This is a genomic window from Actinomycetota bacterium (genome assembly GCA_005774595.1).
Lineage (GTDB): Bacteria > Actinomycetota > Coriobacteriia > Anaerosomatales > D1FN1-002 > D1FN1-002.
In genome coordinates this window covers 1-1,824 of sequence record VAUM01000354.1, presented here as the reverse complement: position 1 = coordinate 1,824, position 1,824 = coordinate 1, and the positions used below count along the sequence as shown (strand labels likewise).

General features: G+C 68.6%; 2 protein-coding genes. Both read left to right on the top strand.

What is annotated here, in order from left to right; translation table 11 throughout:
• The first annotated feature begins 518 nt into the window (after nucleotides 1-518).
• On the top strand, nucleotides 519-1,388 hold the full coding sequence (locus tag FDZ70_10030; GenBank protein ID TLM68099.1) for a cytochrome C biogenesis protein: 870 nt from the start codon (nucleotides 519-521) through the stop codon (nucleotides 1,386-1,388).
• A partial coding sequence (locus tag FDZ70_10025; protein TLM68098.1) for a spermidine synthase occupies nucleotides 1,388-1,824 on the top strand: 437 nt, incomplete at its 3' end. The genes FDZ70_10030 and FDZ70_10025, both read left to right, overlap by 1 nt.

Genomic DNA, 1,824 nt, shown 5'->3' with positions numbered 1-1,824 from the left:
GAGACCCCGAACGGCTGGACCGACCACGTCGATCTTGCCGGAGTCACAGCGAGTTCGGCTGTCACGATCGACATGCTCGCGACTCCGGTGCCCATGGAGCAGCAGGCGCTGCTGCCCGCGGACAAGTTCGTGATCAGGGATCCGCGCCTGCGCCTGCGCATCGTTGCGGGTGCCGATTCCTGGGAAGGCATCCTCGCGCCCGGCGCCTCGTCGCCCGAGGTCGGCGGCGCCGTTGTCACGTTCGAGGACCTGGGGCTGTGGAACCGCTACCTCGTACGTGGCGAGCCTGCCCGGTGGGTGACGTACCTCGGGTTCTGGGTGGCGATCCTGGGAGCAGCGTGGCGCTTCTCCGTGCCGGAGCGCAGGCTCTTGGTCCGGTTCACTGCCGGCGGCGCGGCACGGGTCGTGCTGAGGTCGAGGCCTTGGTCCGGCCCGCACGCTCGGGAGGACGCCGCGCTCACTGAGCGGCTCTCGGAGATGGCCGGTTCAGTGGACGACGATGACGGGAGGTCGGATTCGTGACGAGTGCCGAGGTCATAGCGTTCTGGGCTGCCATCGCGTGCTACGCGCTCGCGACCATCGCCATCATCGCGGGCCTGACGTTCAAGCGGCGAGAGTGGGTGGAGCGCGCGAACCTCGTAGCCGCGATCGGGCTCGCGGCCCATGCCGTGGCGATCGGCGTGCGCTGGTCGGTGAGCGGGCACTTCCCCTACATCGAGGACTACGAGAACGTGCTGGTCGGTGCGTTCGTCATGGCGGGCGCCTATGTGCTGGTCTCGTGGCGATGGAAGGGGCTCGCGGTCTCGGGTGCCCTCGTGCTGCCGGTCGTGCTGATCACCTGCGGCTACGGCATCACTCAGGCCGGTCCGGCGGGTCCCGTGACGCCGCCGTACCAATCCAGCTGGCTCGTGATCCACGTGACGTTCGCGTGGATCACGTACGCGGCGTACTCGATCGTCGCGGGCCTGGCGATCGCGATGCTCCTGCGCGAGCGCGCGGAACGCCGGGGTGTCGAGGCGAAGGGCGTGCCGGCGTGGATCCCGCCGTCGGAGCGTATCGACGACCTGTCGCTGAAGTTCGTGGCATTCGGCTTCCTGAACAACGCGGTCATGATCTCGTCGGGGGCCATCTGGGCGTTCAGGCTGTGGGGCTCGTACTGGAGCTGGGACCCCGTCGAGACATGGTCCCTGCTCACGTGGCTCGCGTACGGTTTCTATCTGCACGCCCGGCTGACGCTCGGGTGGCGCGGGAGACGGCTCGCATGGATCGCAGTGTTCGCGCTGTTCGGCATCATGATGATGTTCTGGGGTGTGCAGCTGGTGCCGTCGAGCTACCATCTGTTCCGCAACCTGGGCGAGACGCTCAACGGCTCGAGCAGGCCGATGTGATGGCGTCGGCCCGGGTCAGCACAGGCGATCCCCGGCCCACTCCGCTCTTGGCCGCCGTGGGGCTCTCGGCGTACCTGCTGTTCACGCTGGAGCTCGTCACGGGGCGCCTGCTGCTGCCGGTGTTCGGGGGCAGCCCCTCGGTGTGGACCACCGCGCTGTGCTTCTACGCAGGCGTCGTGCTCACGGGCTACGCGTATGCGCACGTGCTCGTGACGAAGATGAACGAGCGATCCGCGACGATGGTGCACTGTGCACTGCTGGCCGTCGCGGTCGTTGCGGCGCTGGTCGCCCCGCGCGACGTGGCCGCTCTGCGCTCGGACGGGGTGGCACCGGTCGCCAACGTCCTGTGGGCTCTCGCGGTGCTGTCGGGACTGCCCGCGTTCGTGCTCTCTGCCACGACGCCGCTGCTCTCGGCCAGGTACGCCGAGCATCATGG